Source organism: Rhodopirellula sp. P2, assembly GCF_028768465.1.
Taxonomy (GTDB): domain Bacteria; phylum Planctomycetota; class Planctomycetia; order Pirellulales; family Pirellulaceae; genus Rhodopirellula.
Genome location: NZ_CP118225.1, coordinates 4,034,237 through 4,049,690 on the forward strand (window position 1 = coordinate 4,034,237; position 15,454 = coordinate 4,049,690).

Sequence of the window (15,454 nt, forward strand, 5' to 3'; positions counted from 1 at the left end):
GCAATTCAATGATGTGTTCCCCGTCCCGATTCCCGCCAACCCGGAGTTCGTTTTCATTTGGCAAACCAGTTGAAAGTGCTTCCCAGGTGGACTCGTCCAATCGCAGCAACCCCTCTCAGAACGAGCTCGTAGGCGTCACCCGCCACCGAGGCGGGTGGTGCCCTTTGGGATCGCGGCGTAGAGGGGGCGCGTCGGGCCTCTTGCCGCCTGGGGATGTCCAAAGCATTGCCTGAACCATTTCTTTGCACGAAAGCGGTTTGCGTTTTTTCTTCGTAGCCGTGTTTGTGTTCCCGTTGTTGGGGTTTCGAGGGGCCGCGTTGGCCAACGGGACCACACAGCGACCTCTGTCTCGAAAATACATCCAGCGTTGTTCCGGAGTCATTCCGAGAATCGTTGTTCGCCGTGAAAATGGTAGGCAAACGGGCGCTGGCGAGCGATGAAAACGCCCGCAAAAAACAAAACAACTACTATCGTGATCAGTTGTTGAATTTTGAAAATGGCGAAGTCGAATGCAAAACGCTGGGGGAATTGCTACATCTCGGAATACGAGCTGAAAGGGGCAGACCGTGCTGAGCACGGAGAACGGTTGCTTGATGGACTGGCAGCAGAACTGACCGATCTGGGGGGCAGCTGTTGGCAAGAACGCCGCTCTTACGCCCCTTTGCGGTTCTCTTAGAGGTTTCCGGAGATTGTGCGGTCGCTGACTGCAGAATTCAAATACCTGCTGCCGCCGCTTTCGGTTCGGAGAACTGCCCGGCTGGCAAACGCTTTCGGTTCGGAGAACCGAGCGACATTCAGTCACGATCGCACACTCCGGCCCAACTTTCGCGGCATCAATGACAACAGAACACAATGCATCTTTATGACCGAGTACAAAACCATCGCCAAATCGAGCAACTAAGCAGTTCGGCAGGAGTCTTTCAGCATTTTGAATGTTTTGGGTAGCGTCGTTGCTCCCTCGTACAACCGGGGCTAACGCCCAAACGGCTCACATGGTTTTGCCCGATCATTCCTGCCGACCTGCTTACATCGATCCTGGAAAAATACAACTGGGAATGGATGGTTGCCGAAAGCGACCAGAGTGAGGGTGATCTCGAACGCGAACGGATTCAGAATATCTATTTGCTGAAACGGCGAGGCGTGGAGATTCGCGAAGCGTTCAACCAGGTACACCGCTACAGCAAGGAGAGCTTTAACAGCGAGAACTCACTGTTCAAATTCCCGCAGTTGTTCCTCATCTCAAACGGTACCGTTACTCGGTACTTTGGCACCGTCCCGCTGAAATTTGTCACGAGTTCAATGGACGTCCCGGAGGGACGGGGGGGAGTGAATCCGCTTGACCTCCGTTTTCTGGGGGCGATTCAAAGCGTTTTAAAATGTGTTGACAGCGAATCGGCCGTGGCTAGAATCGCCGGCGTTCGAGGTGACTGGTTTGGTTTCAGCCAAATCAGTGAACAGGGAACTCCGGTGAAATTCCGGGACGGTCCGGCCGCTGTGTGCCACCAGAGATCTTCGGAAGTCGATCTCATTGTTCACTTTTTCTATTCAGCCATTGTTCTCGTTTTCGCGTTGTGACGTGATTCGTGAGTGAGAAGGCGGTGAGGGAACAAAAGGGTGGTGAGTCAGAAGACCTACCTCGCGCAAGACGTTTGGGTGCCTTCTTGGATTGAGGCAAACGTTGCAACGTATGAAACCAATGTTGCCATGCTTTGATCGAGGTTGCGGCGGTTCATGGGTTGGGTTTCCGTCTTCAGCTATTGAATTGGGTTTCGTCGCAGGGTCTCCGTGGATTGAACTTCTCGCACTTGGCTCGTGATTTTGCGATCCAGCTGGAAGTCATCAGGGGGAATATGCGCCGGCAACAGAAAGTTCAAAGCAAATTGCACTTTGAATTGTCTCCATGTCTACTTCTCGCTCGAACCGCTTTTGTTTCGTCACTGTTTCCTCACGCGATCCGCTGCAAGACCATTCACTGGCATTGCCTTGGTGGGTGCTGCTGGCTTTCGTTTGTCTTTCGAGTTTGCGAGGCAGCGTCATCCAGGCCGATGTGGTGGTCGATTTTGAGGACCAACCCCTGGACGCATCGGGGGTGTTCAATGGTCCCGTCAACAATGCCTCCGTCGTACCGGGACCGTATGGAGGGAATGATCACATCGGAGTCTTTTCCGCTGATGGAGTGGAGTTCTCCAACCGCCACAACGATCTGTATGGCAGCTGGAGCGGGTTTGCCGTTTCCAATCACACCGACACCATCTCACCAGGTTACCCGAATGAATTCAGTGCTTACCCGGGGGAGGGATCAGACGGTTCCAGCAACTACGCAGTGGCCTTTGGCTATGCCAACTCGACTCCGACCAACATCAACACGTTGACGGCACTGCCAAGCATTTATTTGCCTGAGGGGGAGCAGGCGATCAGTTTGGATGTGAGCAACACAACGTACGCAGCACTTTCGATGCGTGACGGCGATTCCTTTGCGAAACCATTTGGTGGAGTGTCGGGAACAGACCCCGACTTTCTCAAACTGTCCATTTTCGGAATTGATGCGAACGACCAAATCCTGGACGCGACGATCGATGTGTTCCTAGCGGACTTTCGTTTCACTGACTCATTGGAGGACTACATCCTGGATGAGTGGCAGACAATCGATTTGGCATCGCTGTCAAACGCCACAAGCTTGCATTTCAATTTGTCTTCCAGCGACGTGGGACCCTACGGCATGAACACGCCGGGTTACTTTGCACTGGATAACTTTGCGACTGTTACCGCGGTTCCTGAACCGGGGTCGCTGGCGTGGATTGCTTGCGCGGGGTTGGGGGTGGCTTGGCAACGACGACGACGACGTCGCACTCAACACGGTGTCGGCGATCTTAAAACGTCGCAAAACGTTGGGACGAAGTCAGTTCGTTGACTTCAGCGTACCGGCTTCTCCAGCCACGATGGCTTCGTACTGCGCGACAAGCAGTTCGTCACCGAGACGCCGGAGGTTTTCTGCCAAAGCAACATTGTCAGCGATTCGAACGAATCGCTCGTACTTCACTTTGGTTTTGGCTTCATCGGATTCGCGGGTATCTGTCAGTTCGCGAAAACGCGGGTAGTCGGGATGGTTCTCGACCACGTCGATGAACTCTTCTTGGCGATTGGTCATCAGTTCGATGGCGATGGGATTGAGCACGTTTGCCAATTCCGGCCATTTGCGTTCCAGGTCGCGCGTGATCCGACGTCGCAGGCCATCCTCGGGGGAGGAGCGTCGTCGGCGTCGATTCGAGTTTCGGTCTCGATCAGATTGCGTTGTCTTCCAGGCTGCGTTGATGCGTTCGTCACCAGACAGATTCAATTGTTCGGACAATCCTTCCAGCATCGCGCGCTGGGAGGGAGTCGCCAGGTCCAGGATCAGCGCGTAGGACTCATCGTTTCGCAGCAGGTCCGGATTGTCTTCGTCGAAATGGCTGTGAATGCTCAGGAACTCGCCCGAACTCATCACTGGCAAGTCGATCGTGTCCGCGGTGATCACGGTGTACGCGTGAGCTTCATCGAACGAAACAACTCCGTTCCCGTCATAGTCCGGGCGTTCGATGAGGCGTCCTGATCGATTGCGACCGGAGAGTGCCGCCCAGAAGTAGGTGCTGTATTCCACGTAGCTGGCTTCATCGACTGCGGGCGTGCAGCCCGACGCGGGCCGATCATGCACGGTGGCGAAAAAGCCAATTCGGTTTTGTTGGGAAAGGCCTTGGTCAGGGTCACCGCCGTCGAAAATGAATCGTGCAAAACCGCCGGCATGGCACTGAACCATGATCGCAACAACATCCACGCCCTTGGGCAACCCGTCCAGCATTTCGACGAATTCTGTCATCCGGATCGAGCTGTTGTTCCAAGTTGCGATCGTGGTGTCATACGGTGACTGGCGGTCGCTGCTTCGACTCCCGTGGGCGGTGACGTAAACGTACAATCGATCTCCCGATTGCATCGTCACACCCACATCTCGAAACCAGCTGCGAATGTTTTCAGGTTCAGTGCTGCCCTTCACGTTGGGAACACTGTGATTGCGATAAGACAGGCCCAGCGAATCGCGACTGCCAAAGAATTCGGCCATCAAACGATTGGCTTTGGGAACCGAATTCGGATCCATCACTTGCAGATCTTTTCCGACCGCATCCCCGTCCGAAAAGTAGATGTCGTTGTGGTCGCCGAGCACCCCTTGTTCACTCAAGGCACGCTGTGAGAACAGCACATTGTTCTCAAGCGAGGCTTGGTTGCCCGAAGGCGAGTAGCCGCCCCCGATTGTGAGGAAGAAATCTTCGGCAGTTGCGAAGGAGCAACAACCGAGCAGCCAACAGCTGAGCAACCAGCGCAAAGATCGTCTCATCAGATACTCAATCGGATTCGCGGGAACGCGATGCTGATGCGTGGATGATCAGCAAAGACCGCAGTTTATCAGTTCATCCGAGAGTGGTTTGTATCTTCTTGGTGGCGGGCGTGCTTTTCGGTGAGAGCTAAAGTTGCCGCAGCCAAGTTTCCAGGACCAGCAAATTCCACAGCCGATAGCCATGATTTTGCTCGCCATTTTCGTGGGAACGGACCAACCCCGCGATGACCTCGGGGCGGAAGAATTGATTGATCCGCGCGTCTTGAGCCAACATCGTGTCGTGCACCAACGGTTTGAAGTCTTCCCGGAACCATTGCCCGATTGGGATCCCGAAGCCCATTTTGGGGCGAGTGAAGATCGACGAGGGGATGCGATCACCAAAGGCATCTTGAAGAATCAGCTTCCCACGTCGCCCCCGAAATTTGTGTTCAACGGGAAGGGATGCCGCCAACTCGACGAAACGATGATCCAGCATCGGTTGGCGAACTTCCAAACCGTGAGCCATCGACGCGATATCGACTTTGGTGCACAAGTCACACGGCAAGTAAGAAAGAATGTCCGAGGTGGAAGCACGCGTGACAACGTCTCGCCCTTCACTGCGAGCCCAAACGGATTCCAGGAAATCAACGGGGTCATTTCCGGGCAATCGTTCGATGAAGTCATCGTTGTACATCGACGCCCGCATCGATTCTGGAAAGATCTGCAACCAATTCAGATACCGCCGAACGACCGGTTGATCGATTGCCTCCAAGAACCGCTTGGCTCGCCGGATGATCGAACGACGGCGATTCGAATCGGGAAGTTTTTGAATCAGTCCAATCCCGGGGATTCGGTTCAGTGGGAAGAGGCGAGCAATTTTTTGGCTCATCCAAAGCGCTCGGTACCGTTCGTAGCCAGCGAACAGTTCATCGCCACCGTCACCCGACAACGCCACCTTGACGCTTTCGCGAGTGAGTTTCGACAAGTACCACGTTGGCACCGCAGATGAATCGCCATAGGGTTCGTCGTAGTGCCAAACCAGCTTTTCCAGGATTTCAATGCCGCTGGGTTGAACCTCAAACCGGGTGTGGTCGGTTTGCAAGTGTTCCGCCACTTGAGCTGCGTAACGCGTCTCGTCAAATTCCGCGACGGGAAATCCGATGCTGAACGTTCGCAGGGCGGTGTCGGTGTGATCGCCTGCCAAGGCGGTGATCAATGACGAGTCAATTCCGCCTGACAAGAACGATCCCAGCGGAACGTCGCTGCGCATTCGCAACCGCACCGAGTCGGAGAGCAAGTCACGAACCTTTTCAGTGGCCTCTTCCCGTCCGATCGGACGTTCCACCGATGGGTCAAAGTTCCAGTACCGTTCCACGCGCAGCCCGCGCTGGTCCAAGACTGCGAAATGGCCAGGCGATAATTTGTGAACGCCTTTGAAAATCGTTCCTGGATGGGGGATGTATTGATAAGTCAAAAACTCATCGATTGCGTTGGGATCCACTTCCTCGCAAACACCGGGCACCAGCCGCAGGGCCTTCAGTTCACTGGCAAAAACCAAACGCCCGTTTTTGTACGAATAGTAAAGCGGCTTTTGACCGATGCGATCTCGTGCTAGAACGATTCGGTTGCGTCTGGCATCCCAAATCGCGATGGCGAACATCCCGTTGAGGGACGAGAAACAGTCCGTCCCCACATCTTCGTAGAGGTGCAGGATCGATTCGCCGTCGCCTTGTGTTGCAAATTGGTGCCCGGCGCCCTGCAAGCGTTTTCGCAGCACTTCGTAGTTGTAGATCTCCCCGTTGAAGACCATCCGGACCTGGCCGTCTTCGTTGGCAAGTGGTTGGCGTGCGCCGTCCACGTCGATGATCGACAAGCGTCGGAATCCCAGGCCAACGCCCATGGGTTGGCCGGTCGCATCGCGATGTTCGGCGTCCATCCAGATTTGCGAATCATCGGGACCGCGGTGAGCGATTTCGCTTGTCATCCTGGACAGCAATTCGGCGCTGATCGCTTGGTCTTCGCGTTGCCAGAGACCGCCGGTGATACCGCACATAGATAACGAGAGGGCTGGAGTCAGGAAGGAAAGTAAAATCACATCATCGAACGCCGTCATCTCGATGACGTTTTAAGCAGTTACGCAGGTGTCATCGGGTAGGTGAGCCGTTTGGCGTTAGCCACGGTTCCCACGTAAAACCGGGGCTAACGCCCAAACGGCTCACAAGATGAAACCCAATCATTCCTGCGTACCTGCTTAGCCGACGCGTTGAGTTTCGCCGTTTGCACGACGAATCCGCATGCTTTCAATCTTGCGACTGGTGGCGTGCAACACTTCGATCTCCCAATGGCCGACGCGAATCAGATGCCCGGTGGTGGGGATCATTCCCGTGTGATGCAGCACCCAACCGGCCACGGTTTCATAGTCATCGCTTTCAGGCAGGTCCCAGTGAACCAAGTCGTTGACATCATCAATCATGACCCGTCCGTCGACGTCGATGGTGTCGTCGTCGATCACTCGCATTTCGATTTCTTCTTCTTCGTCTGATTCGTCAACGATTTCGCCAACGATCTCTTCCAAGGCATCTTCGATGGTCACCACACCGGCAGTTTGCTGAAACTCATCGAGAACAATCGCCATGTGCGAACGGCTGTGTAGAAATTCACGCAGCAACAGGTCGACGCTGCGATCTTTGGGCACGGACCAAGGGCGACGACAGAGATCAATCAACGGTTTGTTGGGCAAACCTTCGCCCGCCAAATAGGGCAGCAAGTCTTTGACGAACAAAATCCCCACCACATTGTCGATGGTGTCTTCGTAGACGGGATAACGAGTCCGTCCAGTTTCGATGATCGACTCGATCGCTTCTTCCCAGGTCGCTCTGATTTCGATGGCATTGACGTCGACTCGAGGCGTCATGATGTGCCCCACCGTGTCTTCGTGAAGCTCCATCACCCCTTGGATCATTTCGCGAACGCCGGGGGCAAAGAAACCTTCCCGGGTTCCCGCGGCCACAATCGTGCGGATTTCGTCTTCGAGTTGCTCTTCGTCCTCGTCTTCTGTTTCTTCCACGCCTGCCAAGCGACGAGAGATGATCTCGAGCAGTTCGCCGGGAGCGTGCAGCGGACGCATCACAAACGACATCGTTCGCCAAAACGGCCAGGTGTGATAAAGCAGTGGTGCGGAGGCGAACCGTGTCACCGCGTTGGGCAGCCAAGTGTGAGTCAGCATGGTCAGCCCGGCGGCCGCGATTCCCCATGCCAGCAACGTGTTGAGATCCACATCCACGCGATTGACGACGACAATCGTGCCGAACAGAACGAACATCACCGAACCGATGACGTGCAGGTAGGCACCCGCGCGAATCACGGTGTCTTGATGGTCCAGCACCGAACCAAAGCGGTCCCGGTTCTTCTTCACCCGGCAATAAATCTCCAGCGACCGACCGGCGAACCGATCCAGCAGTTCGCTCCCTAGGCCACCGATGCTGCCCAGGACAAAACCCAGGGCTGCCCACGGCAGGGCATGAAGTTCACTCAAGTTGCTCATGAAAAGTCTCCGCTCGACATACCGTCGTCCGACGAGTCATCATCCGGGGACGTCTCCAACGTGGAAGGGGGGCTCAGTGGCAATTCGATCCCGATCGCTTTCATCGCCACGATTTCCGCGCGACGCATGGCGGCACGAGGCTCCGGGGATTGATCGTCATGGCCGGCGATGTGCAAGGTTCCGTGAACGACGTACAGCAACAATTCTTCGCGGGGAGAAAGCGGGTTGCTGGGATCACTTGCGTTTTCGATGGCGGTTTCGAAGCTGGCGATCAGTTCGCCTTCAACCCGAGGTGGGGCCAGTTCATACGGGAAGCTGATCACATCGGTCGGGTAATCGTGCTGCAAGAATTCGCGGTTGATGGGATGGATGGCGGCATCGTCGCAGATCCGGACTCCGATCGAACCATGATCGCAACCTTCCACAGTGGCGGCGGCTATCGCAGCTTCTGCAAGTTGGGCGCGCGCGTTCGCCAGGGAACCAAACCACACCGATAAGTCAGGTTCTGCTTCCTCGTCGATGAGGACATCCGCGGTCAAGTTGGTCTCGAGTTGTCCCATCACGCCGATTGTTGTCCTGGATACTTCACGCGTGCGTGATAAATCGCAGTCAACGATTTCACGAGGCTTTGTCGCACACGATGCAACTGGGCAAACGTGATGCCGCAGTCATCGAACTGACCGTCCGCGACCTTCTTTTGGGCGATCGCGTCCACCAAGCCTTGAATCCGAGCGGGGGTTGGGTCGACCAGCGTCCGCGAAGCGCTCTCGACGGTGTCCGACAGCATCAACACGGCGGCCTCAAGTGTTTGCGGTTTGGGGCCTGGGTAGCGGAAGTCTTTGTCGCTGACCGCTTCACGATTGGGATCTTCTTCGCTGCGTTTGGCGGCTTCGCGGTAGAAGTATTCGACCAGCGTCGTGCCGTGGTGCTGCAGGATGAAATCGATGATCGGTTCAGGCAGGTGGTGATTGCGAGCCAGATCCGCGCCGTCTTTGACGTGCGCGATGATGACCAGCGTGCTCATGGCTGGTTGCAGGGAATCGTGCTGGTTGATTCCCGCCGATTGATTCTCGATGAAGTATTCCGGTTTGAACATCTTGCCGATGTCGTGGAAGTAAGCTCCCACGCGAACGAGCAAGCCATTGGCACCAATTGCATCGGCGGCGGCTTCCGCGATCGATGCCACGTTGATGGAGTGGTTGTATGTCCCCGGGGCTCGTTGTGCCAAGCGACGCAGCAGCGGGTGCGACGCATCGCCCAGTTCCAACAGGCTGAGGTCGGTTTGAACGCCGAATGCTTTTTCAACCAATGGCAACAAACCCGTCATCGCCAGAGACGAGAACAAGATGCAGACGCCTGCCCAACCCGCTTCGCCGATCAGGCCATTGACGACATGATTGAGCGATCCGCCACTGAGCATGCCTTCCAGGTTGCCACCCGGTGCGCCGGAGGAAAGTGTTTGTCCGGTGACGATCCCGACGCCAACGACAGTGAACATGGTGATCGTGGCGGAGATCAGGCCCACTGTGACCAGGTAAGTGCGAGAGCGAATGCGACCGGTCAACAAGGTGCAGGTGGTGCAGGCGGCTGTCACGGCAACCAAGTTCGGAATGTCCGCACCGAGCAACAGAATCACCGACAAGCAAACCGAAGCCATCAGTAGAATTGCCAATTCGCGACCGTAGATCACGGCGGCCGTGATCGATGCCAGCACCAGCGGAACCAGTTCGGCTCGCCAGGCATCGCGTGAGGCGTGGTAGGCCAACACGATGGTGATCACCATCAACGCGAGCAGTTTGGCAAGTTTGTTGCGATCCAGCAGCAGGGATCGGTCGTCAACAAACCAAATGTAGGAACCACACAGCAAGTAAAGTGCGGCGATCATCCCGGCGTAGGCGGCAACTCGAGCGACTCGATCAACCCAACGCATGGACTCAACCAATTTGGACCACTCGCTGCGGAGCAGTCCCAATTCGCGGCCTGTCAGCGGTTTCCCTGCATCGGCCAGTTTGGTTTGGCCAGCGTAGAAGGTCATCATCACGTCTTCGACCGCGGCGGCGGCTTGGTCGCGAACCTTCTGGCTGGCTTCGTCGTCGTATTTCAGCGTCTCAAATTCGGGCAGTCGCGTCCGCAGCCAATCGCCAATCATGTCGGCGGCGATCAAGCCTTCGTCACCGGGGAATCTGGAACGAAATTGGTCACGCAGTTCTTTGACGAGTTGGTTGCCGGCTTCCGCGATGATGACCTTGGACAGTTCGACGGGGACCGCTTCTTCGGTTTGATCGCCGGTGAAGACACGGATCATCCGCTGCGACCCTTTTTCGGGCGGGTGCTGCGGGGCCTGCAAGATGCCGTTCTTGTAGAGCTTCAGCATTGACGAATCGACGGCGGCTTCCAGCGTTGCCAGGTCCTTGTCCTTGCTGAAGACTCGCTTGAGCAAAGCAAAACGCTCGGCCGGCGATTCACCATCGGGGGCGGTCTCGCTGCCTTCGTAGAATTCCGTCAACGCGGATCGTTCTTCTTTGCCAAGTTGCTCGTAGTTGGCGGCACCCAGGACCAGAAACAGTCGGTTCTTGAGCGCGGCTCGCAATTGTTCCAGTCGCTGAGGCGAATTGCGGTACAGCGTCATCACTTCGCGGCGCCGGCGTTCCTTCAAATCACCGGTTGCAATCGCGTCCGCCACTTGAAAGTCAACGCGGGAGATCAAATCGCGAGCGGGGATGGCACCGCTGCGGTAACTGAAAGCGGGTTTCCAGGTGAAGCATAAAACCAGGATTGTGATCGCCGCGATCAGCGTCATTCCGACACGGAGCGACCATTCCGCCTTGTCTTTTCGAGACCACCAGGTCGCCCATTTGGACTTCGGGATCCCGAGCGACTCAATGCGTTCCTTGCCCGCACGTTGTTTGCCTTTGGTCGTCCCGCTTTTGCTCGCTCCGCTCATTCGCTCGCAGCACCCGGATCGTTTGAATTGGCTTCGTCGTCGCTGTTGAATTCCGTTGAGGAAGACACTTCATCGACGACGGTTTCACCGTCTTTCTGTTCGTAAGCAGCCACGATTTGTTGCACCAGGCGGTGACGCACGATGTCGGCGGCTCCCAAGCGAATCTGAGCGATGCCTTGGATGCTGCTGAACCGATAGACCGCGTCATGGAGTCCACTGCGCACTCCGCGAGGCAAATCCAGCTGGGTTGCATCTCCACTGACCACCATTTTGCTCCGTTCGCCCATCCGGGTCAGGAACATCTTCATTTGGGCCACGGTCGTGTTTTGAGCTTCGTCCAGAATGATGAACGCATCGTTGAGTGTGCGGCCTCGCATGTACGCCAAAGGAACAATTTCGATGACATCATGTTCCATCAATGCACGGGCTTGGTCAAAGTCAACCATTTCACCCAGGGCATCGAGCAGGGGCCGCAAATAGGGGTTCAGTTTGGCTCGCAAGTCACCCGGTAGGAAACCGAGGCTCTCGCCGGCTTCCACGGCCGGCCGCACCAACACAATTTTCTTGATCGATTCGTTGCGAAGCGCTTCGACGGCGGTGGCCACCGCCAAATAAGTTTTGCCGCAACCGGCGGGGCCCGTCGCGATTGTTAAATCGTGTTTTCGGATCGCTTCGACGTAGCGAGCTTGCCCCGGCGTTCGCGGGGCAATTTTGCGTCCCGCGTTCTGCAGGTTGATGGCTTCGCCACTGGGAGTCGGTGGGCGACCATTTTCGATTTCGGCACCCTCTTCGGCTGCCGCGGTTTCAATGTCGCCCAGACTGAGCGAGCCATTTTTGCGGCAGAGCAAACGCAGTTTTTCCAGCGTTCGAATCGCCGCCCCCACGCCGGTCTCTTCACCAGCGACGCGGATTTTCCCCGCTCGATGAGTGATGTCGACACCAAACAGCCGTCGCAGCTTTCGCACGTGTTGATCGCGAGGACCGAACAGCGTCAGGACTTCATTGGGACCCGCTGTCGACAGCGTGGCTTCGTTCATTGCAGATTGGACCGACATGCGTCAGAGCGTTTCATTAAGAGAGACTCATTCTAACCGTCCCACACGTGGTCCGACCATCGTGCGGCGTTGGATTGAGCAGAATTCACGGGAGGCCGAGAGGCCGTCATGCCGCTGCCGCTAAACACAGAAAAGCCGGCAAAATCGCAGCAATTAATGAATCCGTCACATCCCAGACTCCCCCCAAACCGGGAAGCCAATTTCCGGAATCTTTTGCTCCGCAATCGCGTTTGAACATCGATTCCGCCAAATCACCAACCATTCCGGTGATCGCCAGAGCTGGGCCCAAAATCAACGCCCAACCGATCGAGGGAAGCGAAGCGGGAGCAACTGAACCGGCAACCATCGCTGGGAACAACCACTGGAAACAAGCCATCGCGACCAGCGTCGACATGAGCACGCCGCCGATCGCACCTTCCCAAGTCTTGCCAGGACTCAGACGCGGAATCAGTTTGTGCCGTCCCAATGCCTTGCCAGCAAAGTAAGCCCCTGCGTCGGCTGACTTCGTTGTTGCGATCATGGTCAGTAGCGCTGCCAGCCCCCAGGAGGTGCTGATGTCGCTGCCCAAACCGCGAATCGAGAAAAGCAGACTCATTGGCAACCCGATGTACAGGGAGACAAACGCGGCCCGCATGGTTCGGTCGATGCTGCTGGTTCGGTCAAGGTTGGTGGCACTTGGTTCGGACGCCGAGTCGCTGGTCGCCAACGAGGTATCCAGATCGTTCGTCGCTGAGACGCCATAAGTTCGCATTTCGCGAATCAACAGCGCGAACAGAGAAGCGATGGCCATGGTCATCGCCCACCCCAATGGCCCGATGGGACAATTCTCAGGATACGCCCCCATGGCACCCTCACTGAACTGGGACGCTGCGTTGACCAAGGTCGGGATGGCCGAGCCCAAGCTGATCGCACCCACCGCGATCATGCACCCGGTTCGCCACACGTTGCGGCCAGATGCCAGCAACAGCGACGTGACGTCCCAAGTGGTGCCCAGGGCGAAAAAGAGCAGCAGCGGAATCAGAAGGAGGCCTTCTGTTCCGGGGGTGCTGAATCTCGCATCGGCGAACAGGCACCCCATCGAGATCGCTATCAACACCGCTGCGCTGCGAAGCCGGTCGATCAACAATGAAGGGAGTCCTTGGAAAAAATCGAATTGAGAAATTGAAATCGGAACACGAGGTGTGACTCAGAAATCAGGAGTGGCCGACTGGAAACGATTCCCAGCTCGCCGACGTTGTCGACGGAGGAAATCGTTCTCAGGGCCTTCGTTTCACTCAGCCAATCAAGTCAATCAGCCAACCAGATCTTTGAGAGCCTGCAGGGCTCCTTCGTAGTTCGGTTCTTCGGTGACTTCTGCCACGATCTGCTTGTAGACCACTTTGCCTTCCGCGTCCAAGACGATGACAGCACGGCTGAGCAATTTCAGTTCTTCGATTTCGACGCCGTAGTCTTCACCAAACGCGTGCGTTTGGTAATCGCTGGCCGTTCGCATCGAAACGTTTTCGGCTCCGCAGAAACGAGCTTGTGCAAAGGGCAAATCTCGGCTGACCGTGACCGCGTTGATCTTGTCACCCAGTTCGCCCAGTTGCTCATTGAATTTCTTCGTTTGGATCGCACAGGTGGGCGTGTCCAAGCTGGGGACGATGCTGATCATCGAAGGTTTGCCCTTCAAATCCGCCAACTTCAGTTCTTTCAAACCTTCGTGGGCGTAGTGCAAGCTGAAATCGGGAGCTGTTTGGCCGATTGCCAATTCGCTACCAGCGAGAGTCATCGGATTGCCTTTGAATGTGATCACACCACTTTGACTCATCGAAATTCACTTTGATTGAGAGAACAGGTTGGACGGGAACCCGGCAGTATGCGCATCGCCGTTCCGGCCGTGAACCCCGGGGTGATTCCTGGGTTTCCCGGCGGGAGAGGTCTTCCACGGGAGCGTCCCCGCAAGAGTGTCCCAGTCAAATCCGATTGGAATCAGGATTGATGAGCCGACTGCGGGCAGATCCAACGCAGAGCGGGAAAATTTAGGTTGCAAACATCGCCATGGAATGTGCAAATAGGTCGTTTCGGTTGCACGCAGCTTTCCCTGACCGGCCCAGTAGTTAGACTACGAAACGTCGTGGTAGAATTCACTTCGCAGGGCAGTTTGGCTGTGTGCTCGAATGGAACACATCGCCGGGCAAGGCTTGCAGAGACACGAATTCGCAGCGGCGAATTGCATCCGGACGGGGTGCGCAGGAGTAATGGGATTTGCATGTAACGGCTGCGTATTTCAAGGTTCCTCGCACTCCCTCCGGGCGCAACTCGCTGCTTGGGCGCCACGCTCGAGATGCCCAAACAATCCAGCGTTCCGCCTTTCGGGGTGTCGCTGTCATTGGATGAGGCGAGCAGGAGGCGTTCGCACCGCTGCTCACGGTTGGTTTGGCGGCAGCGATCGCTGCTGTGACGCTGAACCAATGAACAATCTTGGGTCGGACCCCATCACACTTCATCGATGATCAATCAATCCACCACCGCGATTGTTCTGCGAACGGTGGAATTCAGCGAAACCAGCCTGATCGTCACCTTGCTGACGAAGGATCTCGGGCGGATCTCAGCCCTCGCCAAAGGGGCTCGGCGTTTGAAAGGTCCTTTTGAGGGATCGTTGGACCTGTTGTCAGTGTGTGCCATCACTTTGATTGGCAAACCAGGCGATACACTGGATTTGTTGACTGAATCCAAACTCCGCCGTCGTTTTCGTGGTGCCCAGCGATCGTTGGACCGACTGCACGCCGGGTATTACATCGCGGAAATGCTGCGGTTGCTGGTCGACGACGACGACCCACACGGCGAATTGTTCGACATGACCTTGTCGGCCATGGGGATGATCGATGGGGATGGTCCGGTGGCGGAAACGTTGTTGGCGTTTGATGCCCAGTGTTTGAGATTGTTGGGGCATTCCCCGGCAACCGATCGTTGCACGGTGTGCGGGAAGGACGTGGAGCGAAGCCGAAGACGAGCTTCGTTTTCATTGGTCGGGGGCGGCGTGGTGTGTGAAACCTGCCGTCCGGCGCAAAGTCATCTGATGACGGTCAGCTGGGATGCCTTGGGGGCTCTGCGTGAACTCGCTCGCGATCCTGGTGGTGACGGGGACGGTGCGGCGAATCCAGCGACCCAAAGTGGTGAACATGGGATCTCAGAAGGCACGCTTTCGGTGAATCCGAGCCCCGAGGATCCGGCTCCGCTGCCCTCGGCCGCGTTCCCGATTGGCCGCCTGTTTCCCTCGCTGACCCCGGCAATCTACCGTGACCTGCGCGGGTTGCTGAATCACACGCTGGAGGCACTGATCGGGAAAACGCCGCGAATGCAAGCATTCCTGCCCAGCAAGCTCGATTCGCACTAGCGACGTGGCGAGCGAGTTGAGTATCTCCAACGAGTCATTTCGAACTTGACTGAAGGAAGCTGCTCGTGACGTTTCGCCGTTCGCTGTTACTCGCATTCGCTGTTTTTGCTGCTCCATTGTCGGGCGTGAATTCTCTTCAGGCCCAAGATGGGTTTTGGGATTCGACAAAAAATACCACTGATCGTGC

10 protein-coding genes, 1 pseudogene and 1 riboswitch are annotated in these 15,454 nt (G+C 56.3%); of the genes and pseudogenes, 3 read left to right on the forward strand and 8 right to left on the reverse strand.

What is annotated here, in order from left to right; all coding sequences use genetic code 11:
• Positions 1 to 1,059 precede the first annotated feature (1,059 nt).
• Positions 1,060 to 1,257: pseudogene (locus tag PSR62_RS25755) on the forward strand (type I restriction endonuclease); the annotation flags it as partial.
• A gap of 147 nt (positions 1,258 to 1,404) precedes the next feature.
• Positions 1,405 to 1,653, forward strand: a riboswitch (cobalamin riboswitch).
• A 247-nt stretch (positions 1,654 to 1,900) separates the two neighbouring features.
• Positions 1,901 to 2,911, forward strand: a complete 1,011-nt coding sequence (locus PSR62_RS14160; protein WP_274403651.1) for a DUF4465 domain-containing protein — start codon at positions 1,901 to 1,903, stop codon at positions 2,909 to 2,911.
• Here the strand turns inward: PSR62_RS14160 and PSR62_RS14165 are convergent.
• The 8 genes from PSR62_RS14165 to tpx all read right to left on the reverse strand — a co-directional run bounded on the left by PSR62_RS14165 (position 2,900) and on the right by tpx (position 13,698).
• Complete coding sequence (locus PSR62_RS14165; RefSeq protein ID WP_274403652.1) at positions 2,900 to 4,366, reverse strand: hypothetical protein; 1,467 nt, start codon at positions 4,364 to 4,366, stop codon at positions 2,900 to 2,902. The two genes, PSR62_RS14160 and PSR62_RS14165, sit on opposite strands and share 12 nt — an antisense overlap.
• A 127-nt stretch (positions 4,367 to 4,493) precedes the next feature.
• Positions 4,494 to 6,398, reverse strand: coding sequence for an asparagine synthase (glutamine-hydrolyzing) (gene asnB / locus PSR62_RS14170; RefSeq protein WP_274403653.1), 1,905 nt, complete (start codon positions 6,396 to 6,398; stop codon positions 4,494 to 4,496).
• 198 nt (positions 6,399 to 6,596) lie between these two features.
• Positions 6,597 to 7,889 carry a hemolysin family protein gene (locus PSR62_RS14175; protein ID WP_274403654.1) on the reverse strand — a complete coding sequence of 431 codons (1,293 nt, stop codon included), beginning with the start codon at positions 7,887 to 7,889 and terminating at the stop codon, positions 6,597 to 6,599.
• Positions 7,886 to 8,449, reverse strand: a complete 564-nt coding sequence (gene ybeY / locus PSR62_RS14180) for an rRNA maturation RNase YbeY (RefSeq protein ID WP_274403655.1) — start codon at positions 8,447 to 8,449, stop codon at positions 7,886 to 7,888. The genes PSR62_RS14175 and ybeY overlap by 4 nt, the downstream gene beginning before the upstream one ends.
• A complete protein-coding gene (locus PSR62_RS14185; RefSeq protein ID WP_274403656.1) occupies positions 8,449 to 10,833 on the reverse strand; it encodes an HD family phosphohydrolase in 2,385 nt (794 codons plus the stop codon). Before PSR62_RS14185 ends, ybeY begins: the two co-directional genes overlap by 1 nt.
• Positions 10,830 to 11,888: a PhoH family protein gene (locus PSR62_RS14190; protein ID WP_274403657.1), complete on the reverse strand. Its 1,059-nt coding sequence runs from the start codon at positions 11,886 to 11,888 to the stop codon at positions 10,830 to 10,832. Before PSR62_RS14190 ends, PSR62_RS14185 begins: the two co-directional genes overlap by 4 nt.
• A gap of 106 nt (positions 11,889 to 11,994) precedes the next feature.
• Complete coding sequence (locus PSR62_RS14195) at positions 11,995 to 13,014, reverse strand: phosphatidate cytidylyltransferase (protein WP_274403658.1); 1,020 nt, start codon at positions 13,012 to 13,014, stop codon at positions 11,995 to 11,997.
• 165 nt (positions 13,015 to 13,179) lie between these two features.
• On the reverse strand, positions 13,180 to 13,698 hold the full coding sequence (gene tpx, locus PSR62_RS14200) for a thiol peroxidase (RefSeq protein WP_274403659.1): 519 nt from the start codon (positions 13,696 to 13,698) through the stop codon (positions 13,180 to 13,182).
• A 681-nt stretch (positions 13,699 to 14,379) separates the two neighbouring features.
• On the opposite strand from tpx, the gene recO reads away from it, so the two are divergent.
• A complete protein-coding gene (recO, locus tag PSR62_RS14205) occupies positions 14,380 to 15,267 on the forward strand; it encodes a DNA repair protein RecO (RefSeq protein WP_274403660.1) in 888 nt (295 codons plus the stop codon).
• Positions 15,268 to 15,454: the final 187 nt, after the last annotated feature.